Raw genomic sequence first — 23,894 nt, forward strand, 5'->3', positions numbered from 1 at the left:
CGCGTGCTGCACCTGAGGCGTAGGCGTGAACCACTCAGCCGTGTCGTCGTGAGTGCCGGCTCGACCGTCGGCGCACGGTGAAGACGCAGGCGAGGACGCCAAGCGCCCAGGCGATCAGGAGGGCGCCCCACAGGGGCATCGTGACCATGGGGATGAGGAGGCGGATCTCGACGCTCGACCGGTTCTCGAAGATGAAGACCAGAGCGATCGCAGTGATCAGGGCGAACGGTACGAGGCGGCGGACGGCAGGGCGGGAAAGAAGCGACCTGTGCGTCTTTTCTGTGCTTGGCTGAGTCATGAGGTGCTCCCCATCTCGCTCCCCCTACGATCGGTGTTGCTTCGGTGTACGGACGGCCCTACTGAAGGTGTGGCGCCCGTCGCGGGAGTTTCCGCATCTGTCCCTTCGTCGAGGTCCGGTTGCTCCGGGCACAGGGGCGGTCGTCCCAGTGCCAGCCGGGTCACGCGAGGCCAGTCGGACGCTGTCCCGCGGGGCTTCGGCCTACCAGGGCGGTGGCGTGGCACGCGCACCCGTAGGGCTCCGGGCGCGCTGCGGCACACCACAGGACAGGGCAGAACGACGTGTTCACCGTCGATACCGACCGGCATCGTGGCGGTGTCGGTCTCGACGGTGACCTCGCCGGCGCTGAGCCGGACGAGGCCGCCGGAGCGCGGCCGGCTCGCCAGGCGTGCCGCTTCGGCGGTGCTGCCGACCCGGATGCACACCACTCCCAGGAGCCCCGAGTCCAGCCTCTCTCTGCGCCCCGGGTGGGCTACGTCAATGGCGCGCCCGTAGGAGTTGTTGCCGACTAGCACGGCCTTGAGGCCGGTGACGCGTCGTCCGTCGGCTGTCATCCGCAAGGCGGGCGCGTCCTCGCCGGTGAGCAGTCTGGGGAGGTTCTGCAGGATCGTACGGGCCTTCGCGCCCCGGTAGGCGGGGTCGTTGACGACGGACGCGTACGTGCCGAACGAGGCGTTGTTGACGAAGACGCGGTCCGCGGCGTACGCCAGGTCGACGCGGAGTTCCGCACCTCCCGTCAGGGCTTCCAGCGCCGCCACCGGATCGTCGCGGTCGAGGCCGAGGTCAAGGGCGAAGTGGTTGCGGGTTCCGGCCGGGATCACCGCGAACGGCACGTCATGGCGGGCGGCGACGTCGGCGACCAGAGCCTGGGTGCCGTCGCCGCCCGCCACCCCCAGCAGGTCCGCTCCGTCGGCGACGGCCTGCCGGGCCAGCGCGGTGACGTCCTGACCGGGGTCGAGCACGTGCACACGGCAACCTGCGGCCCGTGCCCTGTCCACCAGGTGGAACCGGTCCACCTTGCCGCCGCCGGATCGGCGGTTCATGAGCACCCAGGGGCGGCGGGGCGTTCCGGCGACCTCTTCGTAGAGGGCGGGAGCAGGGGCCAGGGCCCAGCGCGCCGCGACGACGGCCAGTACCCAAAGGCCCAACGACAGCAGGGCGGCCCCCAGCAGGCCGGCCGCGGCGCAGAGCGCGAGGACGGTGAGCGGCGCGGCCACCGAGAGTGCTGTTCCGATGATGCGGGCGACACCGGTATGGGCCAGGGCCCACCACACGCCGACGGCCGCGAGCGCGAGTCCCGCGATGCCTGTCAAAGCCCACACCACGCTGCGCAGCCCGGCGGTGACGAGCGGCACCAGGATGCAGGCCGACAGAGCCAGCAGGGCGAGGCGGGCGAGAGCGGTGCCGCCCTCGCCCCCGGGCGGTACGCCCCTTACGCGCCGCCTGCTCGTGTCCGCGCCTCGTGCACCCACGTGTTGGTCTTCCGCTCTGTCACACGTCTAGTCAGGGCTGCGTTCCCCGGACAGGTCGTAGAGGTTGCCGCCGGGCTTGATCACGCTGAGGGCCCAGATGATGAAGCCCGACATGGTGATCATCACGACGGACCACAGCGGGTAGTACGGCATGGAGAGGAAGTTGGCGAGGATCACGAGTGCGGCGATGACCACGCCGGACACGCGCGCCCACGTCGCGATCTTGAGCAGCCCAGCGCTGATGATCACGGCGAGTATGCCCAGGACGAGGTGGATCCAGCCCCAGCTGGTGAGGTCGAACTGGAAGATGTAGTCGGGTGTGGTGACGAAGACCTCGTCCTCGGCGATGGCCATGATGCCCCGGAGGATGTCGAGAAGGCCGACGAGCAGGAGCATGACGGCGGCGAAGACGGTCAGGCCGGTCGCCCACGCCTGCCTCGACGAGTGCGTCGGCCGGGTGTGTGTGGCGGTCATCGTGCGCCTCGATTCGTGGCGTGCGGATGGTCAGCGGGTGGAAGAGCTGGATGCGGTGGGGGCCTGGCCCGCGTGTTCCGCCGGGCTGTGGCCGCTCAGGACCAGTTCCTTCGCCCTGCGGAACTCCTCGTCCGTGATGGCACCCTGATCGCGGATCTCGGAGAGCCGGGCCAGTTCGTCGACGCTGGAGCGCTGTCCGTCGCTCGCGGTCTTCCTGATGTAGGCGTTGAACTCCTCCTGGCGCGCGCGGGCGTGTTCCGTCTCCCGGCGGCCCATGTTCTTCCCGCGTGCGACGACGTAGACGAATACGCCGAGGAAGGGCAGGAGGAGGCAGAACACCAGCCAGCCGGCCTTGGCCCAGCCACTCAGCCGGTCGTCGCGGAAGATGTCACCGATGACCCGGAAGAGCAGGACGAACCACATGATCCACAGGAAGACCAGAAGCATCGTCCAGAACATGTTGAGCAAGGGGTAGTCGTACGCCAGGTAGGTCTGCGCGTTCATGTCCGTCCTCCGTCCCGGGCGGGCCGTCGTTGCGTACCGACCTCAGGGTGGTCATGGAGCTCGGCGCCCGGCATCACCCGGCACGGGTGAGCTGGCCGCAGGTCCCGCGGCTGCCGCCAGGACCGCCATGACGATCAGGGCGGCTGAGGTGATCCCGAGGACGAGCGCCACCGTGGTGACCGTGGTGTCGTTCCAGAGCAACAAGGTCAACGCTCCCGCCGTGAGGACGGCGCCGGTGGCCCACGTCCGGTGCTTCGCCAGCAGACGTCCCGTGGACCCGGTGTCCACACCACTTCGGTGCAGGGCCCGGCCGGCGGCGGCCGTGGCACGTACGGCCGCCCCTCGGGCGGCACGGGCGGCGCGCCCGGGCCCGTACAGGTACGCGGCCAGCGCGGTGACCACCGCGACGACCAGCAGCGTGCGGGTGCTGTCGTGCAGGAACCGGACGAACGTGTCGTAGACGGTCGCCGCCGCGTCGGGCGGCAGCGTCGCGGGCGGTACCGAGTCCAGGTAGGCCCCGCGCACCACCGCCAGGGCCACGAGCAGCAGCGCCATCATCGCCCCGACACCGGTCGCGGTGGCCATCAGCATCACACGGTGGGCGGGTGCGGTCCACACGGCGAGCGCGGCCAGGACGGTGGTCAGCACGGGCAGCCAGACGCCGACGACGTTCAGCAGCCGCATCAAGTCCTGCGCCTTGCCCAGCTGCTCCGACTCGAACAGCGTGACCGTCCGGTCGCTGTCCGGGATCGCGGCGGCGGCCTTGTCGAAGCCCGCGTCGGCCAGCCGCGCCTGTACTTGATCGACGACCTCCCCCACGTTCAGCAGGACGGAGCCCTCCCCGATACTCAGAGCACCCCGCCCTTCACCGGTGAGCATGTGTACCACCGCGGCGTGCGACCGCTGGTTGGCCCCCTCCCACGCTCGCCGGAAGACATCGCTGGTGACCACGCCGCTGACGGTGGCCTCGGCGGTGGACCGTACGGCGTCGCGCAGTGGGGCTTCCAGGGACTCGGCGCCGTCCACGATGCGGGGCGGTGCCCCGGCCTCCCGGAGCGTGGCAGCGAGCGAGTCGGTCACCGCCTTCACGTCCACCTGTGCCACCACCCGGTCGGTGAGCCGGTCGGTCAAGGCGTCCTGCACGGCCGGCGCGGACGCCAGCGGCGCCACGGTCGCCACGTACCGGTCGGTGTCGGAGACGGTGTCTTGCACCCAGGCCGCGACCACGGCCAAGGGGGCGAGCAACAGAGTCAGCAGGAGAAGGACCGAGGAGCCGGCCACGCGGGCCCGCCGGTGGCGTACCGACGCCTGCCGGCGCAGAAGCTCGTACTCCGCCCGCTCACCGGCCGACAGGGCGGGGGAGCGGTCGCCAGGCCCGCCGGAGCCGGGCGCTCCGGCCGGGGTGCTCGGGGCCATCGATGTTCCTTCCACCGGCCCGTGGTCAGGTCATGGCTGCGGGCGTTCCTGCCTTCGGCGGGCGTGCCCCGCGCAGCGCGGACCGCCACCCCAGGGCGGCCACCGCCTCGGCCAGCCCCAGCAGGACCAGCCACAGGCCGAGAAGCCGGGTCAGGGCACGGGCCGACTCCGCGGGCAGCGCGAGGACGACGATCCCGGCGACGACCGCCAGTACCGCCATCCCCATGACCAGGCCGCGGTGCGGCAGATTCTGGGTGACCAGGGCGGTGTAGAGGGTGAGGATGCCGGACACCAGCCAGACCATGCCGACGATCAGTGACAGCGCGGCGATGGTCTGCAGCGGGTTGCGCAGACACAGCACCCCGGCCAGCAGGTACAGCACGGTCAGCAGAAGCCCGGGCAGCCGCTCGTGTCCCTCCCGCGCGAAGACGGCTACGAACCGGAACACACCGGTCAGCAGCAGGTACAGGCCGACGAGGACGGCCAGGACGTGCAGGGTCGCCTCCGGCCAGACCAGGACCAGGACGCCGGGGACCAGCGTGGCGACGGCCGATCCCATGAGCCAGGTCCAGGACCGGCCGAGCCGGGTGAGGACGTGCGCAGGGTCGTCCATGGCTCCGGGGACCGCCCCGCCGGACCCGCCACCCCGGCCCGGGGGTCCCGCATCTCGGGGCACGGTCATGGCGCCTCCTCGTGGACCGGCCGGTCGCCGCCGGGCCGCCCGGTGGGGACAGCCCGTGAGCACCGCAGGACTGATAGGTGTCCGTTTCAGGGTCGGGGCCGGCACCGAGGGCCGGGATCACCCGTCAGGGGTGATCCCGGCCTGACGGCGTGGCAGTGAGGTGGGATTCGGGAACACCTGTCCACCGGGCCCGGACGAGACGAAGAGACGTGAAATGAGCGATACCACCTCAGGAGGCGGCAAGGGCCGCACCTCGTCAGGACCGCCCCCACGTGGCGGGCACCGTTCTCGCCGAGCCGCCGGGGCGATCACGGTCGTGCGCGCTGTGTCCGTCGCCGTCGGGCTCGTCACCGCCTACTACCTGCTGCCGCTGGACGAGCGGCTCACGGCCGGTACAGCGGTGCTGCTGGTGTGCGGCCTGCTCGCGGTCCTCCTGGTGTTCTGCTGGGAAGTGCGGGCCATCGCACGTTCCCCTCATCCGCGTCTGCGAGCCATCGAGGGCCTGGCCGCGACCCTGGTGCTCTTTCTGGTCCTCTTCGCCGGCTCCTACTACCTGCTGGAGCGCTCCGCGCCCGGCTCGTTCAGCGAGCCGCTGAACAGGACGGACGCGCTGTACTTCACCCTGACCACCTTCGCCACCGTCGGCTTCGGCGACATCACGGCACGCTCCCAGACCGGGCGAGTGCTCACGATGGCCCAGATGACGGGAGGGCTGCTGCTGGTCGGTGTCGCCGCCCGGATCCTGGCGAGCGCGGTGCAGGCAGGACTGAACCGCCAGCGCCGAGGGGCGACGGCGCCGCCGCGTTCCGCAGCCGGGTCCGTGGAAGAACCGGAGGCCGGACCATGACGATACCCAGCGTCTTCACCGCCTCCCTGCCACCCGCCGAGCGAGCCGCGTACGGCAGGAAGGCCCGTAAGCGGGCCTCGCGTTCGTGTCACGGCTGGTACGAGACGGGACAACGACGAGGCGATCCGGTCGACCTGCTGGAGCGCCAGTCCGGCGAGCGTGTCCCGGCCCTGGTGCCCATCCGCTACGGCCGTATGCTGGAGTCGCCGTTCCGCTTCTACCGCGGCGCGGCAGCGATCATGGCGGCGGACCTGGCGCCCCTTCCCGGCAGCGGACTCCAGGTGCAACTGTGCGGGGACGCACACCCGTTGAATTTCCGGCTTCTGGCCTCACCGGAGCGCCGCCTGGTCTTCGACATCAACGACTTCGACGAGACGCTGCCAGGTCCCTTCGAATGGGATGTCAAACGTCTTGCGGCCGGGTTCGTGATCGCGGCCCGGTCGAACGGCTTCTCGTCCACGGAACAGGACCGCACCGTACGGGCCTGTGTGCGGGCCTACCGGCAGCGCATGCGGGGATTCGCCGGCATGCCGACCCTGGACATCTGGTACGCCCAGGACGACGCCGACCACGTACGGCGACTGCTGGCGACGGAGGCCGCGGGGGAAGCGGAGCACCGGCTCAGGATCGCGGCTGTGAAGGCCCGTACACGCACCCACATGCGAGCGTTCGCGAAACTCACCCGCGTCACGGCCGAAGGCCGGCGCATCACCCCCGACCCGCCGCTGATCACCCCGCTCGCCGATCTGCTCACCGACCCTGCCGAAGCCGGACGGGAGGAGGAACTGCGGTCCGTCGTGAAGGGCTACGCACGGTCACTGCCGCCCGAGCGCCGGCACCTGCTGCGCCACTACCGGCTCGTGGACATGGCCCGCAAAGTGGTCGGCGTCGGCAGCGTAGGAACCCGCTGCTGGGTACTGCTCCTGCTCGGCAGGGACGACGACGACCCCCTGCTGCTCCAGGCCAAGGAAGCCTCGGAATCGGTGCTGGCGGCCCACACGGGCGGCGAACGCCACGCGAACCAGGGCCGCCGGGTCGTGACCGGCCAACGCCTGATCCAGACAACCAGCGACATCTTCCTCGGCTGGACGCACGTCACCGGCCTCGACGGGAAGGGTCGGGACTTCTACGTGCGTCAACTGTGGGACTGGAAGGGCATCGCGCGACCAGAGACCATGGGACCCGACCTGCTCTCCCGCTTCGCCCGGCTGTGTGGAGCCTGCCTGGCCAGAGCCCACGCCCGCTCCGGCGACCCCATCGCGCTCGCGGCGTACCTGGGTGGCAGCGACCGCTTCGACCGCGCGCTCACCGAGTTCGCCCACGCCTACGCCGACCAGAACGAACGCGACCACGAAGCCCTGACGGCGGCCTGCCGCTCCGGCCGGATCACGGCCGCCCGGGTGTGAGGCCGGCCGTGGAACGACGAGCGGGCCGACGCACACCGTCCGCGGGCGTCATTCCGGGAGTTGCCGCATCTCCATGACGCGCAGTCCCAGTGACTGGCAGCGGGTGAGCAGCCCGTACAAATGGGCCTCGTCGATCACCGTGCCGAACAGAACGGTCTGGCCGGACATGACGACGTGCTCCAGCTCCGGGAACGCGTTGGCCAGCGTCTCCGACAGGTGTCCCTCGATGCGGATCTCGTAGCGCACGAGCGGTCCCTCCACCGGACGGGGCTCGGGACACCGTCCGGGGCTCCGGGGCGGACATTGTTCTGTGCGACGATCCTGCGCCTTCTCACCCCCCGGCGCCCTCACCCGGTACAGGTGACTCCGGCCGCAGTGCCAGTGCCTTTCAGTGCGTCACTGCGATCTTGACGACGACGATCGCCAGACCGAGCAGTACATTGACCGTCGCCGTGGTGGCCATCAGCCGCAGTGGGGCGCCCGCGCGGTGTGCCGCGGCGAGGGACCAGCCCACCTGCCCGGTGACGGCGACGGACAGCGCCAGCCACAGGGTGCCCTGGACGTCCAGCCCCAGCACGGGGCTGACGGCGATCGCCGCGGCCGGAGGCACGGCGGCCTTCACGATGGGCCACTCCTCGCGGCACACCCGCAGGATCACCCGCCGGTCCGGAGGGCGCCGCGCCAGACGCGCACCGAACAGTTCGGCGTGGACGTGGGCGATCCAGAACACCAGGCTGGTGAGCAACAGCAGCAGAACCAGTTCGGCGCGGGGGAACGAGCCCAGGGCGCCGGCGCCGATCACGACGGAGGCCGCGAGCATGGACCCGTAGACACCGCCGGTGTAGTCCGCGTGGGCCCGGTGCGCGGCCCGCCGCTCCCGCCGGTCCGTGGATCGCCCTGTCCCGGTCTCGCCCGCGGTCACCTGTGTCTCCTTCGAGTTCAGCCCGTCGGCCCGGACGGTTCGGCTGTCCGGTTCCCAGCACCGGGTTCGGGCTCGGGTTCGGACGGGCGGCCTGCTCGGGCGGTCGGAAGGTGTGCGGTGACCAGGAAGCTCGCGAGCGCGACGCCGCCCGTGGCCAGGATCGCCGCCTTCAGCCCGTCCAACTGGGCGGAGGCGTAGGAGTCCGTCACGGCGTCGACCTCGGACGGCGGCAGCCCGGCTTCCTCGGCCGCGGAACGCACCTGCTCGGTCGGGACGAAGGTGATGCCGGCCTCCAGACGGACCCCGACCTCGTCCCGGGCGGCCGGGGACAGCCGGGGGTCGTCCGCGACCTGGGTGGTGAAGGCGCCTGCCAGTGCGCCGACCAGTATGGAGCCGATGAGCGCGGTGCCCAGCGACGAGCCCAGATTCTGGGCCGTGAACTGCAGCCCTCCGGCCTCGCTGCGTTCCTCCTCACCGACACCGGACTGCACGACGTTGCCGAGCTGCGAGGCGAGCAGTCCGACGCCCACCCCGAGCACGGCCATCGCCCCGGCGAACTGGGCGTCGTCGATGACCGGGTCGATCGTGGCGAGCAGCCACACGACGGCCGCCGCCAGAATCGCCAGGGCCAGCCGCACCACCCGGCGCGGTCCCATCCTGTGCCCCAGCGCGGACCCGCACAGGGAGGTCACCAGCATGGTGGCCGACACCGGCAGCAGGCGCAGCCCGGTCTGGAAGGCGTTGAAACCCTGCACCACCTGGAGGTAGAGCGGGATGGCGAAGAACAGGCCGAGGAGGATGAGGTTCTGGCTGAGCAGGGTTGTCAGGCCGGCCCGCAGTACGGGTCTGCCCAGCAGGGACAGGTGCACCAGAGGGTCGGTGCCCCGGGCCTCTCGGCGCCCTTCCCAGACCCGGAACAGGGCCAGCACGGCGATTCCGGCAGCGATGACGAACAGGGTGGGGGAGAAGCCCAGGACGGTGAAAGGTGGGTTGCGGGGATCGACCCAGCCCCAGGTGCTGCTCTGCAGCACCCCGAGTACGCCCAGTCCCAGCCCGACGGCGGAGAGCGCCGCGCCGACTCCGTCCAGCCGGGGGCGCTGCGCGGCCGGGATGGGTGTCGCGATCACCCGCCGGCACAGCAGCACGGCCACGACGACGAGTACCTCACCGGCGAAGACCAGCCGCCAGGTGAGGTAGGTCGTCATCCAGCCGCCCAGCAGTGGGCCGACCGCGATCCCGGCGCCGGCGAGCCCTCCGACGACCGCGTAGGCGATAGCGCGGTCCCGTCCGCGGTACGACTCCGCGACCAGGGCGGCCATGGCCGGCAGCACCATCGCGGCCCCGAGCCCCTCGATGACGGACCAGCCCAGCGTGAGCACCCACAGGCTGGGTGCCACGGCGGTCACGGCCGACCCGACCCCGTAGACGGCCATTCCCGTCAGGAACATGCGCCGCCGTCCCAGGATGTCCCCGAAGCGGCCGCCGATGAGCATGAAAGCGGCCATGACCAGCGCGTACAGGGTGATGACGGCTTGGATGGCGGTGACCTCCGTGTCGAAGTCCTCGACCAACTGGCTGATCGACACGTTCATCACGGACGTGTCCAGAACCATCAGGAACTGGGCCGTACCGAGGACTGCCAGGGCCCGCCAGTGCTTCACGTCGTCTCACCTCGCCGGGTCGACCGGTGCGCTGCGGCACGTTCCTCCCATCGCACCTCTGCGGCGGCGCCGCGTGCCTCACCCCTCGCGGGGGAGGTCACAGGAGGCCGAGGTCGCGCGCCCGGCGTACGGCGTCGCTGCGCCGGTTCACCGCCAGCTTCCGGTAGGCGCTCTTGAGATGGGTCTTCACCGTGTTGACCGACACGTAGAGGTCGGCGGCGATCTCCTCCGCGGACATCATGCGGGCCAGCCGTCGCAACACGTCACGTTCGCGTCCGCTCAGTTCCACCGGCACCAGGAGCGCGGGGTCGGCTACGGGCTGCACCGGCTCGCCGTGCGTTTGTCGTCGGCCGGACGGGAGCCAGCCCTCGGTGAGCTCGTGCAGCGGGGCTGCGGCCAACAGCGGCTCGATCCAGCCTCCTGCCTGGAGGAAAGGACGCCGCAGTCGCTCGCGCCGGGCGTCGAGAAGCGCACGTGCGACGAGCCGGCGGGCGGTGACCGTGTCTCCCGACTCCTGCGCCACCCGGGCCCGCACCAGCGCCGCCCCCACGCTCACCGCGGGGCCGGTGCGTCCCTCGGAGCGAACGGCGCCGAGCAGTTCTGCCGCCGCGCGGGGACGCCCCGCGGCGACCTGGATCCCCGCCGCTTCGACGGCGCACACCGGTTGGTCGCCACCGACGCCTTGGAGAAGGCGCACGGCTTCGTCCGGCCGTCCGTCGGCGAGGCAGGCGGCGGAGCGGACGACCGCCGCGTGACTCTCCGCCCAGGGAGACGCCACTGCCGCGGACACGGCCGGATCCGCCGCCTCGGCAGCGGCGTCCGCTTCACCGCCGTCGAGGAGAAGGCGCGAGACGGTCATGGCCCGACCCGCCGTCGGTACCGGGTCGTGCTCCCGCGCCGGGAGCCGTGCCGTCTCGTCGAGCAGGACTCGGGCCCGGTCCAGTTCCTGTCGGTCCACGGCCACCGCGGCCAGGACCAGTCGGCCCAGGCCCGCGCCGGGGGGCCGGGGCAGACCCGCCCGCTCCGCCTCGGCCACCGCGGCCAGCGCCCTGCGTTCCGCCCGCCCGGGCCAGCCGCCCAGGTAGTCGAGCAGGGCCAGGTGCCCCATCGACTCCGTCCGGGGCAGGACGGTGGCGGATCCGCCCGGGGCACTGGCCACACGGGTCAGTACGTCACGTGCGTCGTCGAAGCGTCCTTCCCACAGGCGGGCCGAACCCACGTGTGTCATCAGCAGGGCGGTCAGTTCCGGGTGCTCGTCCAGCAGGTGGTCAGGCAGGTCCTGGCGCAGCGCCTCGGCCGTCGCGGCGGCCTGCTCGGCCCGTGGAGGGCATCCGGTGAGCCGGGCGGCGAGCGCCTCCAGCAGCGCCCAGCTCAGCCGGGCCGCCGCCAGGACGGGAGACTCCTCGGTCGCGGAGAGCTGTTCCTGGGCCCGTCGCAGCCAGCCCAGCCCTTGATCGAGGTCGCGTCGGTCCAATGCCCCGGCCGCCCGCACGAGGTCGCTCGCCGGGCTCCTTGCTTCGGGCCCCATGCCGGTGAAGAGCTGGGCCAGAGCGTCCGAGCGCAGGCCCGTGAAGAGCTGCCCGATCGCAAGGTCATTGACGAGCGCGCCGGCGGCCAGGTCGAAGTCGCCGCCCGCGGCTCCATGGACGAGCGTCTCTGGGAGGAAGCCGGAACGGCGTAGCCATCGCGCGGCTCGCAGGTGCAGCTCCGCTTCCGCACCGGGCAGGCGTTCGCGCAGATGGGCCCTTAGGCCGTCCGCCAGTAGGTGATCGTTCAGCGCCTGCGGGGTCCTCCGTCGGCGTCAGGGAGCTGGTGCCGTGGCGGCGTCGTAGGTGGCGCGGGCGGCGGTGATGTCGGCTCGGTGGTGTTCCGCCCAGCCGACGAGCTCGGTGAGGGTTGCGTGGAGTTCGCGGGCCATGGGCGTGAGGCTGTATTCCACCTTGGGTGGCACGGTGGGGTAGACGGTCCGGATGAGCAGGCCGTCGCGTTCCAGCTTGCGCAGGTTCAAGGTGAGCATGCGTCGGCTGATGCCTTCGATGCTGCGTTCCAACTCGGTGAACCGGACCGGCCCGTGTACGGCGGCGACGAGGATTCCGATGCTCCATTTGCCCGCGACGTGGTCGAGGACCTCGGTGATCGGGCATGCCTCGTTGCCGACCTGGTCGGACACACCGGTGTGACTGCGTGACATGAAAGTGCCTCCTTCCGCAGCGCGTCATGGTTACAGAAGATGGCTGCTGTAACAAGTCGTGCACCATTGGAAGGGGTTCCCGTGCGGAGAACCAACTCATCAGCACAGACATCGCGTTGGTCGGCACTGGCCGTGCTCTGTGCCGGGCAGTTGATGGTCATCCTTGACGGGACCATCGTGAACGTGGCGTTGCCGTCCATCCAGCGCGACCTCGGGTTCTCCTCGTCGGGTCTGGCCTGGGTGGTCAACATCTACCTGGTCCCCTTCGGTGGTCTGCTGCTGCTTGCCGGACGGTTCGGCGACCTCATCGGGCGCAAGCGCGTCTTCATCACCGGCCTCATCCTCTTCACGGCTGCCTCGCTGCTGTGCGGTGTGTCCCAGGACCCGGCGGTGCTGCTGGCCTCCCGGTTCGTCCAGGGCATCGGCGGCGCGGTGACCTCCGCCGTCACCCTCGGCATGGTCGTGAACCTGTTCCCGCAGCCGAAGGAGCGGGCCAAGGCCATCGGCGTCTACAGCTTCGTCCAGTCCGCCGGCGGCTCGATGGGCCTCCTCGCCGGCGGCGCCCTGACGCAGACCGTCAGCTGGCACTGGATCTTCTTCGTCAACGTACCGATCGGCATCGTGGCCGCGCTGTTGGCCGGGCGCGTGCTCGCGTCCGAGCACGGTGTCGGCCTCGGCAAGGGGACCGACGTCGTGGGTGCGCTCCTGGTCACATCCGCACTGATGCTCAGCGTCTACACGATCGCCGAGACCACCAACTACGGCTGGACTTCCGCGCACACGCTGAGCTTCGGCGCCGCGGCGCTCACCCTGCTCCTCGCCTTCGTCGCCCGCCAGGCGAAGGCGCCCCAGCCGCTCCTGCCGTTGCGTGTGTTCCGCTCGCGCAACGTCTCGGGAGCGCTCGGAATCCAGGCCCTCATGGTGGCCGGGATGTTCAGCTTCCAATTCCTATGCGTGCTCTACCTGCAGAAGGTGCTCGGCTTCGACGAGATACACACCGGCCTCGGCATCTTCCCGGTCTCGGTCGCGATCGGCGCACTGTCCCTCGGCCTCTCGCCCAAACTGATCGCGCACTTCGACCCCCGTGCCGTACTCCTTCCAGGACTCGTGCTGATCGCGGCAGGACTCGCCGCGCTCGGCCGCGTACCGGCAGGCGGGAGTTATGTCGTGGACGTCCTGCCCGCGCTGCTGCCGCTCGGCATCGGCTTCGGCCTTGCGATGCCGTCGCTCGCCACGCTTGCGATGTCAGCGGCCACGCCCCAGGATTCGGGGATCGCCTCCGGCATGTTCAACACCATGCAGCAGATCGGCAGCGCGTTCGGCCTCGCGGTCCTCAGCACACTCGCCACCTCGCACACGGATGCCCTGCTGGGCGACGGGGCAAGCACCGCCTCGGCACTCACGGGTGGTTACCAGCTCGCCTTCCGCATCGGCTCGGGCCTCGTCGCCGTCGCTCTCCTCCTCGCCGCCACCCTGCTGCGATCCCCCGCCACAGCGCAACCTCCAGCGGCCGAGACAAAGCCGGTCGCCGAGAACGCCGCTCACTGACCAGGCGGCCACGCCACCCCAGGCCGAGCTGCGCTCACAGGAGGAGATGTGCCTGTCGTGCCCTCGTTGATCATCGCCCCCATCCGTGCCGAGTTCCTTGCGTCATTGCCGCAGCGGGTCAGTACCCATCCGCTGGGATGTCATCGTCGGCGGATCCCGGATGAGGTGATCTTCGACAAGCTCATCGAAGTACTGGTGTCCGGGATGGGATACGAGCGAGTGGCGGACGCGACATGCTCGGCGACCACCTTGCGCAGGCGCCGTGACGAGTGGATAACGGTCGGCGCGGGCGAGGCCCTGCGCCTGGCCGCGCTCGCCGCCTACGACCGCATGATCGGCCTTGGCCTGGAACAGCTCAGCGCCGACGGCTGCCAGACCAAGGCCCCCTCGGGCGGCGAATGCGCGGGCAAGAGCCCCGTCGACCGGGCCAAACAAGGCATCAAACGCTCACAGCTCACCGATGCGTACGGCATCCCGCTGGTCACCGAGCCCGCACCGGCCAACATTCGCGATCACACCATGCTGCCCGCCACCCTCGACCGCTACGCCGACCTCGCCAAGACGCTCGGCCCGCTGCCCGAGCGACCGGCGCTGAGCCTGGATGCGGGCTACGACTACCGGCCGGTCTACGCCCACCTAGACACACGCGGCATCACCGCGAAGATCGCCAAACGGGGTGAACAGACCCCGATCCAAGCCGACGGACGGTGGGTCGTGGAGCGCACGAACTCGTGGATGAACAACTTCGGCAAGCTCCGCCGGTGCACCGAACGCCGCCGCGTCTGCGTCGAGTTCTTCATCGCCCTCGGCACCGCGATCATCACCATCCGTAGCCTCATCCGCCGGGCAAGGACCCTCTATCGCTGGCCCAACCGCCCCCGAAGCCCCCGCATCCGGTGACCTACTGGCGGACGCTCTTAGTATCTCCCGGAAGAGAGGGTGCAGCCGGTACCAGGAGTGTCCCAGCCGCTCGATGAACGCGTTCTCCCGGTGCAGGTTTGCGAGGAGCCGTTCGGAGTCGGTCCGCAGTGTGAGGGCGTCGGCCAGGTCCGGGCAGAATCGGTCCAGGACGCTGACCCGCAGCAGCAGGTCCTGCGACTCCTCCGTTCTCCCCTTGAGGACCTCCGCCAGCAGAAAGTCCGCGACCGTGCTGTGGTCCGCCTCGAACTCCTTCAGATACCGCTCGGGGTCGGTGCTCTCCCGGGCCGCCAGGGCGGACAGCCGCAGCCCGGCGGCCCAGCCCCGGGTGCGGTCCACCAGGGCGGACGTGGCAGGCCCGGGAAGGTGCACTCCGTGCAGTCGCAGCAGCGCCCCGGCTTCCTCCGGCGTGAAGGACAACTCCGCGCCGCGGATCTCGGTCAGTTGGTCGGCAGCCCGGTAGCGGTGCAGTGGGAGCAAGGGCTCGGTGCGGGTGACGAGCACGAGGTGCAGTCCCGGCCCGGAGTGGTGAAGGACGAACTCCAGCTGTCGGGCGACCTCGGGGTTGGTCATCCGGTCGTACTCGTCGAGCACGAGGACCACGGGATGGTCGAGGCCGTTCAGTTCGGCGGCGAGCGACGCCAGCAGCCGTTGCCCCACGCCGCTCGCGTCAGCGGGTGCCCCCGCGGCGTCGGCCGCCCGTGCCCCACACAGGCGCAGGGACTCGAAGACGTAGGCCCAGAAGACACCGGGCCGGTGATCGCCGGCCTCTACGGTCAGCCAGGCGACCGGCAACCGCAGACCCGCTGCCCAGTCGGCTGTCAGAAGTGTCTTCCCTGCGCCAGCCGACCCGTTGACCAGCGTCAGCGGTGTGTGTAGGGCCTGGTTCAGGTGAACGACGAGCCGCTGACGCCGCAAGAAGGTGGCGGGCCGAGAGGGAAGCGCGAACCGTGTGCGCAGGTACGGGTCCCCCAGCGGGTCGGTGCCCGTTTCGGCCGGTGACCGCCCAGTGCCGTCGGAGGGGCCCACGTCCCTCACGCCCACGGCCCGTGGCAACGCCTACGCGAGAACGGCACGTTCAGATGGGGCGTCCGACGGACGCCCACCTTCGCGCTGACCGGGACGAGGGTGACGGGTGCGCCCGAGCAGGCGCTCCAACAGCGCATCGTGACGCCCCCTTCCGGCAGCGACCGCGCCGCCGCGGTGGCCGGCCGTGGATCTTCCGAGTCCCAGGGACTCATGGCAGGTGCCGCCCTGCGGCTGGTACCAGTATCGCTTCCGGCACCTGTCTGGGCATGTGGAAGCGATCTGGGCGGCCCACTCCTGGCAACGCTTGCTGAACAAACCGGACGGGCGCAGCGCAGAGGCGGTTGAACTGCGAGGCACGGGAGGGTTCGGTTCGAGATTACCGTCGGCAGGGTCCTCGCGATCGCCGTCGGCCGTGCCTCGTGGGCTGCGGTGGGATACTCCATCCTCATACGGGTCCGTGGGAGCAGGCAGCGGGGCGTTCCAGGCTGCCCACGCGTGCAGCGCTGTGATGTGCGCGCCGTGCGCGTGACGCCCACCCGAAGGCGAACCGGACGCTTGTCACCCCGATGGGCGGTCCGTCCACGCCCAGCACCAGAGGCCCTGTCCGTGCCGCGGTTCCCCGTACGACGACCACGGGGCACTCGGCGTGTGCGGCGAGCCCGGTCGTCGTGCTGCCGAGAATCAGTTCGGTGAACGGGTTCAGGCCGGAGATCAAGGTTCCGTACTTCGGCATCCCGGGCCGCCCAGGCGATGGCATGGAGACTCGAGGCGGAACCAGCCACCCTTCCGATCAAGACGCCGCTCAGCGCCTCTCCTTCCGCCTCACGGTCTCTCGAAGCCCGGAGAGGACTCTTCCCCGGCCACGCTCCGGGAGGTCGGTCCTCAGGCCCCACGGGGCTCGGCTCAGATGGCCGTGCGTCCCCACTGGGACCCGATCTGCTGCCACTCGTCCTCCCATGCCGTGCGTCGTCGACGGTTGAGGACCAGCCTGGCTCCGTAGTAGCCGGCAGCCGCCGCCGTGACGACGGCGAACGACGAGGCGGCGCCCATGAAGGCGGCGTCCACGCCTGCCTGTGTCACGGTCGGGGGCGCGGGCGTCAAGTTGTTCTGCCGGTCCGTCCAGACCGACACGCGGGAACCCGCCTTGAGTCCTCCGTCGACCGCGGCCTTGCCCGAGTGCCGGGTACCGTCGGACGCCGTCCAGCGCACGGTCGCGTCGACGCGGCCCCCCGTCGTCCCGTCGGCCAGAGCGTTGTGGGGTACGTCCGACACCAGCGTGGCGGTGACGGCATGGCGTTCCGCGCGTCGCTGCGCGGCGCTGTGGGCGGAGACCTGTGCCCCGAGCACTCCTGCGACGGGGCCCACCAGAGCGATGACGAGCCAGACGATCAGCAGGATCCATGCCTCGAGCACGTCCTCGCGCCGACGCAGCGGATTGCGGCGCCAGCGCCACAGAGACCGTCGAATGGTTCTGTTCCAGCGCATCGTGACCACCTCCGGCTGTCGTCTCCAGCGTCACGCCGTGGGACCCGGTGCAACAGGGGCCCTTCGGGCACCGCCCGGGTTCCTCATGGGTCGTCCGGCCCTGATCGTTCGCGGTGCTCCGTAGGACGTCTACGACGCGTCGACGTGCGGACGGCCGACGAGGAGATCGCCTCCCGTCGATGCCCGCAGAGAGCCGACGCAGCCGCCCTGTCAGGTCACTACGACGCTCGTGGGGGACCGGCCGCGTTTCATGCCTTGGTGCACGCGCGAAGAGGGCCGTTCGGTACCACGTCGGGACCCTCAGCCGTCTAGTGGGCACGGCGCCGGCGCGTAACCCTGGGTGGAGAGCCTCATCGACGGAGAGGGACGGTCATGTACGCACACGTTGGCGACCGGCTTGTCGTCGAGAGCCCTTCCACCGGTGTCACTCGGCGGGACGGTGAGATCGTCGGCCTGCACCACGACGACGGGACGCCCCCGTACGACGTGCGCTGGTCGGACACCGGGGACGTCACGCTGGTGTTCCCCGGCCCCGACGCGCATGTGGACCGGCTCGGGGAACCGCGGCGGTCGATGCCGCAGGCGACGCGGACTGCCGGCCGGACGCACCATGGCTCGGTGTACGGCGGTGACGCGGGGGACGTGGGGCGGCGCCTGGCCGCAGCCCGTCGCCGCAAGGGTCTCAGCATCGAAGCGGTTGCCGAGAGAGCACGTATGGCACCCGGCTATCTGTCCTACTTGGAGACGCATACGGCCGACCCGGGCTCCGGCACTCTGGTGCGGCTGGCAGACGCCTTGGGGACGACGTACGGCGCATTGCAGGGAGGTGGCACGGACCGACCGCCCGGGCGGGGATCGGCGCTGCGCGACCCGCACCTGCTCGGCCTCGGCGAAGAGGAGTGCCGGGGCCTGCTCTCCACTCACGGAGTGGGTCGCATCGCGTTCACTTCGGAGCACGGTCCTGCCGTGTTTCCGGTCAATTACGAGGTGACGGACGGGGCCGTGGCCTTCCGTACCGCCCCCGGCTCCACAACGGCCTCGGCCGTGGACCAGCGGGTCGCCTTCGAGGTCGACCAGGTGGACGACGCCATGAGCCAGGGATGGAGCGTCCTGGTCGTGGGTCGTTGCCGGGCCGTGACAGATCCCGTTGAAGCGGAACGGCTGGACGAGGCCGCGCACACCAGGCCCTGGGCGGGGGGACGGCGGATCGACTGGCTGGCCGTGGACATGGAACATCTGACCGGGCGGCGCATCACCTCGGCGGCCGAGTCGTGAGCGGTGCGCCGTTGGGCGCGGCAATGGAATCGACTCGGCCGACATGGCTTCCCTGCCCCTGACCGTCGTGGCGCCGGAGCTGCCGCCGGAGGAAGTGGCTGCCCTGCGTGCGGTGTGTCCCACTGCACAGTGACGCACTCGATGGCCGTCCTCCGGAGATGGAGCTACGGGTTTCGAGTGACGGTGGCGTGTAAGTCGCCTGCGAGCCAGGTGACCAGCGCCCTGACCTCACCCGAGCGTCCCTGATCCACGGCGGCTCAGTGGGCGGGGTCTGTCTCCCGCTCCTGGCGGACGACGACGACCGGGCAGGCTGCGTGCTGAGCGCAGCGCTGGCTGACCGAACCGAGCATGGCCCGGGCGAACGCGCCCCTGCCGCGGCGGCCCACCACGAGGAGGTCGGCCCCTTCCGAGGCGCGGATCAGGATCTCCGACGGGTCACCCTCGACGAGTACCTCTTTGAGACCCGGCGGCCGTTCGTCCGGGAAGATGGCATGCAGCTCCTCGGAGAATCGCTCACGGGCCTGCTGGAGGTCGAAGTCGGGGTCGATGGCGGGACCGGTGAAGCCCGCCGCGGACGGTGTGTCCCACACGTGGACCGCCTCCACGACACCACCGATGGTGCGCGCGTACCGATCCGCCCAGCGCAGCGCGGCGTAGGAGGAAGGGGACCCGTCCACGCCCACGACCACGCGTGCTGTCGGCTCAGAGGATTGCATGGCCACCTCACTCGTACGTGCTTCCCGTCTCTGTCCACGCTGCCCGCTGTCGGCGTGACGCGCCAGCCGACTACATCGGTGGTTCACGCCGTGTATCCGGTGCCCCTTGGGCCCCGGGGAGGAGGTGCGAGGCGAGCAGTTGTTCCCGAAGCCCTTCCGCCAGCCCGGACAGCCGCTGCGAGATCACGGCCCGCCCCGGCTGAGGAGCGCGTAGCCGAAGGGTCTCGGAGGGAAGAGCCGCCAGGTCCGCCGTCAGGCGGACACGTGCCGCGGACAGGGTGTCTGGCTGGCTCAAGCGATGTCCGTCGCGCATCAGCGTGCGAAGGAGTGGTTCCGCACCGGCCGGTGCCTCTTCCTCCCGTAGCGCGATGATGTCCGGGTGGCCCGGACGTCGGTACACCTGCTTGCTCCCCGGCAGCGTCGTCTTGCCCGACGCCAGTTTCATGACCGGGTGGCCGTCGTACTCCACGAGCTTGTAGGCGGAATCGAGGTAGGGAGCGTCGGCGGAGGTGCCGACACGGGTGCCGACCGCGTAGACGTCGATGGGCGCGCCCGAGCGGACCAGGGCGTCGACCCGGTACTCGTCGAGGCCACCGCTGGCGATGACGCGCACGCCGGGCAGGCCGGCGGCGTCCAGTTCGCTTCGGGCCCGCCGGGAGAGATCATCCAGGTCGCCGCTGTCCAGCCGGACGGCGCAGCCCGGCCTCCGCTCAAGGTCACGCAGGACCCGGGCTGCCGTGCGCACCCCGCGCACCGTGTCGTACGTGTCCACCAGGAGTGTCACGGGCCCGGGATGGGTGCGGGCGAAGGCGCGGAAGGCCGCCTCCTCGTCAGGGAACGCCTCGACGTAGGAGTGGGCCATCGTGCCGGACGCGGGCAGCCCCCATCGGGCAGCCGCGGCCACGTTGCTGGTGCCCGCGAAGCCTGTCAGCGCCGCGGTGCGGGCGGCCTGCAGCCCGGCGCAGGTGCCGTGCGTGCGGCGCAGCGAGAAGTCGACCACCGGGTGCCCGGCAGCAGCCAGGACGGAGCGTACCGCTTTGGACGCCACGGTCGTCTGGTGCGAGATCTGGTTGAGCAGAAAGGTCTCGACCAATTGGGCCTGCGAGATCGGAGCGGTCACCTCCAGGAGTGGCTCTCCCGCGTACACGATCCGGCCCTCGGGCACGGCGCGAACCTCGCCGGTGAACGTCATGCCACTCAGGGCGGCGACGTCGGCGGTGGGCCGACGCAGGGCGGAGGCGAACACCTCCAGGTCGGCGGCGGTGACGTGGAAATCACTGAGGTAGTCGAGCACCGGTTCCGTCCCCGCGCTCACGAGGAAGCCCCGCTCGGGAGGCAGTGAGCGGACGAAGAGGCTGAAGGTCGCCGATTCGTTCATGCCCTCACGCAGATACGACAGGGCCATGGTGACTTCGTACAGGTCGGTGGTGGTCACTTCCGACATCGCAGTCACCTGCTCGCGACGGTCGAGGTCCCTGTCCGAGTCCAGTCTTTCGCGCTGTTGCAACGCGGGGAAGGGCCGCACGGCCTCTTCCCGCTCCTTCCGCCAGCGATCGGTCCCGGAAGTGCGGGCGGGAGGGTGAGACCATCAGGGCGCTGTAAGGGGCTGCCGGTCCGGCCCGATCTGCTTGCCCGCGCACCGCTGTCCGGGTACCGACTGTCGTGCGCGGAAAGTCGTCGGGTCAGTAGATTCGGGGGAGCTGCTCGCCGAGCGGCATGTCGATCACGCGTCGGATCCCTGCAGGTGTGCGTAGGACGACTCGACCGGCGGTGCTTCGCGTATGCACATCGCCGATACGCACCGCGTCCCGTCCCTCCGGGAGCGAGCGCAGCGCGGTGAGCGCGTCGGCCTCGTCCGCGGGGGCGACGAAAGCTACCAGGCATCCGGCGCCGCCCAGGGTCAGTGGATCCAGGCCGAGCAGGTCACAGGCCGAGACGACCGCCTCGGGGACCGGAACGGAGCCCGCGTCGATCTCGACCGCCACCCCCGAGTCACGGGCGATCTCGTTGAGTGCTGCGGTGAGGCCGCCCCGGGTGGGATCACGCAGGCTGTGGATGCTCCGCCCGATCGGCGCCAGCGCGTCGACGAGCCGGTGCAGAGGTCTGCTGTCCGAGGCGACGCCGTGGCAGGTCAGTCCTTCGCGTGTCGACAGGATCGCCGTACCGTGCAGGCCGATCGGGCCGGAGAGCAGCACCGCGTCCCCGGGGCGGGCGAGCGAGGCGGACGGGCGCAGCGCCAGGTGCCGCTGGCCGACGCCGGTGGTGGTGATGAACACCTTGTCCACCGCGCCGTGTCCCACGACCTTCGTGTCGCCAGTGACGACGGGTACTCCGACGTCGAGGGCCGCCGCGCGCAAGGAGCGAGTCACCGCGCGGAGTTCGGCATGAGCAAATCCTTCCTCGATGATCAGAGCTACGGCGAGGGCGATCGGTCGGGCACCGCGCATGGCCAGGTCGTTGACCGTGCCGTAGACGGCCAGGGAGCCGATGTCGCCTCCGGGGAAGAAGAGCGGGCTGACGACGAAGCCGTCGGTGCTGACCACGAGGTCGGGGTGGTCGGGTAGCAGGGCGGCGTCCTCCAGGGCGCCCGGTCGTCCGCCGAGAGCGTGCAGCACATGGGTGTTGTCCAGCAGGTCGTCGGTCATCCGGCCGCCCGCCCCATGGCCGAGCGGAACCGCCTCGTCCTCGTGAGCGGGTGGGAGGCTGGTGGCGTTCATGAGGGCGCTCCTTCTTGGGACGTCCGGGCAGTGGTGTCCGTGGGAGGCGGGTATCTGTGAGCACGTCGCCGGCTGCGCACTCGGGATCTTCGGCGGTCGTGGGACCACCAACGGCACTTCGCACGGCGGCATCGTCGACCGGGCGGAAGCCTCGGCGGGACCCGGGCCGTCGGCCGGCCCGGACTCGGCCCTGGTCGGTCGCCCGGAACATCGGCTAGTACGGCATGGGGCGTCCCGACGGTGTACGAAGGTCAGGTGGATCCGGCCGGCGCGGTGGGCGCGGGCGCCTTGTCATCTGGAGCCGTTCCATGACGATCGCCTCGTCTCGCGGTAATCCCCTGATTCACAGCCTCACTCACGTACGGGGGCCGGACCAGGGGCCTCTGGGTTCATGGCGCGGCCCCGGTCGGCCTAGTCCGGGGCCGAAGGTCCCTCCTTGCGGGCCCAGACAGTCCCTGCCACGTCGGCCGTGGCGGTGCGACCGTAGAAGTGGCAACCCACGCCGCACGAGGTGGCTGGAAGAAAGAAGGCGGTGGGGATGATGGCACTTCCCCTGGTTGTGGGCGTCGACGGGTCGGACGGCAGTGTTCTGGCCATCGACTGGGCGGTGGACGAGGCGCTGCGTCGACGGCTTCCGCTGCGCCTGGTCTACGCATCTTTGTGGGAGCGGTACGAGGGCGTTCTGCCGACCATGACCCGGGAGCGCTCCTCGGGGCAGGTGATGGCGGACAACATCGTCGGAACTGCCGCCGAACGTGTCCGGCGATACGACCCCGACCTGGAGGTCTCCACGGACACCGTGCCTGCGGAAGCGGTGTCCGCGCTCCTGGCCGAAGGGATGCACGCCACCGCCGTGGTCACCGGCTCACGAGGACGTGGGGAACTCAAGGGAGCACTGCTCGGCTCGGTCAGCCTGGCCGTCGCCGCCCGGTCCGACTGTCCCGTGATCGTCGTCCGAGGTGACAAGTCCGCGTTGTCAGGCGCCCACGAGCGCGTCCTCCTGGGCGCAGGCGACCCCGGCACAAGCCGGGAGGCGGTTCGCTTCGCATTCGAGGCGGCCGAGACAAGGGGCTGCGAGCTGGACGTGGTGCGGGCCTGGCGGTGCCCGGAGTACGAGAGTACCGATGTCGGGGCGCCAGCCGGTTCCGAGCATCAGCACGAGGAGCGGGCTTCTGCCCTGATCGACACCTTGATCGCCGAAGCGGTGACGGCACATCCGAGCGTGCGACTGCGCAGGGCGACGATCGAAGGGCCGGCCCGAAAGGTGCTGGTGGCGCGGTCGGCTGCCGCCGATCTGGTCGTCGTGGGTGCCCGGCACAGGTCGGGCCATTTCGGCCTCCAGCTCGGACGCGTCACTCACACCTTGCTGCAACACGCGGCCTGCCCGGTGGCAGTGGTCCCGCAGGCGGCGTGACACCTGCCGGACCATCCGGTGCGCGGTGCCGCAGACCGGCGCCGCGCATCCTGTGTGACGCATCGGGGTCGACCTCACTCGGGCATGGCGTCCACCCGTCGGGGGAGAAGGAGGGCCGACCGGCCCTGGCACCCGGACCCGGCTGGGGGAAGACTGGCCCTGTAGGCGGGACGCCTCCTTGAGGAGCGATCGATGATGCACAGCGAGCCGGCCGGCCGGGCGACCGCGATCAAGGTTTTCCTCCTTGACGATCACGAGGTCGTCCGGCGGGGCGTTCACGACCTGCTGGACGACGAACCGGACATCACCGTGGTCGGTGAGGGGGCCACCGTCGAGCAGGCGCTGGTGCGCGTTCCCGCGCTGCGTCCGGACGTGGCGGTGCTGGACGTACGCCTGCCGGACGGCGACGGGGTGAGCGTCTGCCGGGAACTGCGCTCGAGCATGCCGGACCTGGCCTGTCTGATGCTGACCTCGTTCGACGACGAGGAAGCACTGCTCGACTCGATCATGGCGGGCGCGGCCGGGTACGTCCTGAAACAGATCGAGGGTTCCGACCTGGTCTCCGCCGTGCGCACCGTGGCCCGCGGCCAGTCGCTGCTGGATCCGAGCGCCACCGCGAGACTGATGGCGCGGCTGCGGGGCGGTGAGGAACAAGGGGAGGAGCCGGAAGCGCTGCCCGGTCTGACCGAGCGGGAACGGGACATCCTGGCCCTCATCGGAGAGGGCCTGACCAACCGGCAGATCGGCCAGCGTTTGTACCTGGCCGAGAAGACCGTCAAGAACCACATCTCCCGCCTGCTCGCCAAGCTCGGTGTGGAGCGGCGAATCCAGGCCGCCGTCATCGCCACCCAGGCGCAGGACCGGATGCGAGCCGAAGGCCGCTGAGCGCCGTCGCGAGTCCCTGTCCCGGTGATCTCCG

Annotated in this window: 22 protein-coding genes and 2 pseudogenes; 7 read left to right on the plus strand and 17 right to left on the minus strand. The window is 70.6% G+C overall.

Features of this window, described 5'->3' with window-relative positions:
- Positions 1–34: 34 nt before the first annotated feature.
- From IG94_RS0120240 to IG94_RS38750, 6 genes are read right to left on the minus strand one after another with little or no spacing between them, the layout of a single operon-like run.
- Positions 35–298, minus strand: coding sequence for a hypothetical protein (locus tag IG94_RS0120240; RefSeq protein ID WP_031038606.1), 264 nt, complete (start codon positions 296–298; stop codon positions 35–37).
- Entirely contained in the window at positions 295–1,770 is a 1,476-nt protein-coding gene (locus tag IG94_RS0120245; protein ID WP_031038608.1) for a diacylglycerol/lipid kinase family protein, read from the minus strand. Before IG94_RS0120245 ends, IG94_RS0120240 begins: the two co-directional genes overlap by 4 nt.
- A 27-nt stretch (positions 1,771–1,797) precedes the next feature.
- Positions 1,798–2,244, minus strand: a complete 447-nt coding sequence (locus IG94_RS0120250; protein ID WP_031038612.1) for a DUF7144 family membrane protein — start codon at positions 2,242–2,244, stop codon at positions 1,798–1,800.
- Between the two features lie 30 nt (positions 2,245–2,274).
- Complete coding sequence (locus IG94_RS0120255; protein WP_031038615.1) at positions 2,275–2,748, minus strand: SHOCT domain-containing protein; 474 nt, start codon at positions 2,746–2,748, stop codon at positions 2,275–2,277.
- A gap of 51 nt (positions 2,749–2,799) precedes the next feature.
- Complete coding sequence (locus tag IG94_RS43165; RefSeq protein ID WP_031038619.1) at positions 2,800–4,164, minus strand: hypothetical protein; 1,365 nt, start codon at positions 4,162–4,164, stop codon at positions 2,800–2,802.
- Between the two features lie 25 nt (positions 4,165–4,189).
- Positions 4,190–4,846: an HdeD family acid-resistance protein gene (locus IG94_RS38750; protein WP_052410772.1), complete on the minus strand. Its 657-nt coding sequence runs from the start codon at positions 4,844–4,846 to the stop codon at positions 4,190–4,192.
- A gap of 214 nt (positions 4,847–5,060) precedes the next feature.
- Between IG94_RS38750 and IG94_RS0120270 the strand changes: the two genes are divergently transcribed.
- Entirely contained in the window at positions 5,061–5,693 is a 633-nt protein-coding gene (locus IG94_RS0120270; protein WP_031038626.1) for a potassium channel family protein, read from the plus strand.
- Positions 5,690–7,099 carry a DUF2252 domain-containing protein gene (locus IG94_RS0120275; protein ID WP_031038629.1) on the plus strand — a complete coding sequence of 470 codons (1,410 nt, stop codon included), beginning with the start codon at positions 5,690–5,692 and terminating at the stop codon, positions 7,097–7,099. The genes IG94_RS0120270 and IG94_RS0120275 overlap by 4 nt, the downstream gene beginning before the upstream one ends.
- 48 nt (positions 7,100–7,147) lie before the next feature.
- Here IG94_RS0120275 and IG94_RS0120280 read toward each other — a convergent pair whose 3' ends face one another.
- From IG94_RS0120280 to IG94_RS0120300, 5 genes and pseudogenes are all read right to left on the minus strand, one after another.
- Positions 7,148–7,345 (minus strand): hypothetical protein, encoded by a 198-nt coding sequence (locus IG94_RS0120280; protein ID WP_003972591.1) that lies wholly within the window; start codon positions 7,343–7,345, stop codon positions 7,148–7,150.
- Between the two features lie 142 nt (positions 7,346–7,487).
- The gene (locus tag IG94_RS0120285; protein ID WP_031038639.1) at positions 7,488–8,021 is read right to left on the minus strand and encodes a hypothetical protein; all 534 of its coding nucleotides are present in this window, start codon (positions 8,019–8,021) and stop codon (positions 7,488–7,490) included.
- A 17-nt stretch (positions 8,022–8,038) separates the two neighbouring features.
- On the minus strand, positions 8,039–9,682 hold the full coding sequence (locus tag IG94_RS0120290) for an MFS transporter (RefSeq protein ID WP_031038642.1): 1,644 nt from the start codon (positions 9,680–9,682) through the stop codon (positions 8,039–8,041).
- Between the two features lie 97 nt (positions 9,683–9,779).
- Positions 9,780–11,447, minus strand: a pseudogene (locus tag IG94_RS0120295) (LuxR C-terminal-related transcriptional regulator); the annotation flags it as partial.
- A gap of 36 nt (positions 11,448–11,483) precedes the next feature.
- On the minus strand, positions 11,484–11,873 hold the full coding sequence (locus IG94_RS0120300) for a winged helix-turn-helix transcriptional regulator (RefSeq protein ID WP_052410773.1): 390 nt from the start codon (positions 11,871–11,873) through the stop codon (positions 11,484–11,486).
- A 153-nt stretch (positions 11,874–12,026) separates the two neighbouring features.
- On the opposite strand from IG94_RS0120300, the gene IG94_RS0120305 reads away from it, so the two are divergent.
- Together IG94_RS0120305 and IG94_RS0120310 are read left to right on the plus strand one after the other, a co-directional pair.
- Complete coding sequence (locus IG94_RS0120305) at positions 12,027–13,421, plus strand: MFS transporter (protein WP_031038651.1); 1,395 nt, start codon at positions 12,027–12,029, stop codon at positions 13,419–13,421.
- Between the two features lie 48 nt (positions 13,422–13,469).
- Complete coding sequence (locus IG94_RS0120310; RefSeq protein WP_031038655.1) at positions 13,470–14,321, plus strand: IS5 family transposase; 852 nt, start codon at positions 13,470–13,472, stop codon at positions 14,319–14,321.
- Here the strand turns inward: IG94_RS0120310 and IG94_RS43580 are convergent.
- From IG94_RS43580 to IG94_RS0120320, 3 genes and pseudogenes are all read right to left on the minus strand, one after another.
- Positions 14,322–15,368 (minus strand): annotated as a pseudogene (locus IG94_RS43580) (winged helix-turn-helix domain-containing protein); the annotation flags it as partial.
- A 445-nt stretch (positions 15,369–15,813) separates the two neighbouring features.
- Positions 15,814–16,125 (minus strand): universal stress protein, encoded by a 312-nt coding sequence (locus IG94_RS44365; RefSeq protein ID WP_107060619.1) that lies wholly within the window; start codon positions 16,123–16,125, stop codon positions 15,814–15,816.
- A 146-nt stretch (positions 16,126–16,271) separates the two neighbouring features.
- Positions 16,272–16,853 carry an Rv1733c family protein gene (locus tag IG94_RS0120320; RefSeq protein ID WP_031038661.1) on the minus strand — a complete coding sequence of 194 codons (582 nt, stop codon included), beginning with the start codon at positions 16,851–16,853 and terminating at the stop codon, positions 16,272–16,274.
- Between the two features lie 372 nt (positions 16,854–17,225).
- Between IG94_RS0120320 and IG94_RS0120325 the strand changes: the two genes are divergently transcribed.
- Positions 17,226–18,128, plus strand: a complete 903-nt coding sequence (locus tag IG94_RS0120325; RefSeq protein WP_031038664.1) for a pyridoxamine 5'-phosphate oxidase family protein — start codon at positions 17,226–17,228, stop codon at positions 18,126–18,128.
- Between the two features lie 257 nt (positions 18,129–18,385).
- Here IG94_RS0120325 and IG94_RS0120330 read toward each other — a convergent pair whose 3' ends face one another.
- From IG94_RS0120330 to hypE, 3 genes are all read right to left on the minus strand, one after another.
- A complete protein-coding gene (locus tag IG94_RS0120330) occupies positions 18,386–18,844 on the minus strand; it encodes a universal stress protein (protein WP_031038667.1) in 459 nt (152 codons plus the stop codon).
- Between the two features lie 70 nt (positions 18,845–18,914).
- On the minus strand, positions 18,915–20,288 hold the full coding sequence (locus IG94_RS0120335) for a nicotinate phosphoribosyltransferase (RefSeq protein WP_031038670.1): 1,374 nt from the start codon (positions 20,286–20,288) through the stop codon (positions 18,915–18,917).
- Positions 20,289–20,526: 238 nt separating this feature from the next.
- Positions 20,527–21,561 (minus strand): hydrogenase expression/formation protein HypE, encoded by a 1,035-nt coding sequence (gene hypE, locus IG94_RS0120340; RefSeq protein WP_031038673.1) that lies wholly within the window; start codon positions 21,559–21,561, stop codon positions 20,527–20,529.
- Positions 21,562–22,093: 532 nt separating this feature from the next.
- On the opposite strand from hypE, the gene IG94_RS0120345 reads away from it, so the two are divergent.
- Positions 22,094–22,975, plus strand: coding sequence for a universal stress protein (locus IG94_RS0120345; protein ID WP_031038676.1), 882 nt, complete (start codon positions 22,094–22,096; stop codon positions 22,973–22,975).
- Between the two features lie 192 nt (positions 22,976–23,167).
- Entirely contained in the window at positions 23,168–23,860 is a 693-nt protein-coding gene (locus tag IG94_RS0120350; RefSeq protein ID WP_031038679.1) for a response regulator, read from the plus strand.
- Positions 23,861–23,894: the final 34 nt, after the last annotated feature.

Origin of the sequence: Streptomyces olivaceus (genome assembly GCF_000721235.1) — a bacterium.
Classification (GTDB): Bacteria; Actinomycetota; Actinomycetes; order Streptomycetales; family Streptomycetaceae; genus Streptomyces; species Streptomyces olivaceus.